Origin of the sequence: Anaerovorax odorimutans (genome assembly GCF_024459955.1) — a bacterium.
Lineage (GTDB): Bacteria > Bacillota > Clostridia > Peptostreptococcales > Anaerovoracaceae > Hominibacterium > Hominibacterium odorimutans_A.
Window position 1 is genome coordinate 1 of the sequence record NZ_JANFXK010000176.1, and the last position, 251, is coordinate 251.

1 protein-coding gene is annotated in these 251 nt (G+C 43.8%); it reads left to right on the forward strand.

The window, feature by feature from the left end:
* On the forward strand, window positions 1–251 hold a 251-nt coding region (locus NE619_RS18375), incomplete at both ends, for an MATE family efflux transporter (protein ID WP_256133909.1).

The window sequence follows — 251 nt, forward strand, 5'->3', positions numbered from 1 at the left end:
GCAGCAATGTTACAATCTGGCAGATACATGGATTGTCGGGAGGTTTGTCGGCGCGGAAGCGCTGGCGGCTGTCGGAAGCGCATATACGCTTATGACGTTTTTAAATTCGATCCTGATCGGCATGTGTATGGGGAGCGGAGCGCTTTTTTCAATCTGTTATGGCCGAAGAGCGTTAAGAAAACTAAAAGAATATATTGTTTCATCGTTTGTGCTTATTTTTTCAGTGACAGTGATTTTGACGATTGTTTCAT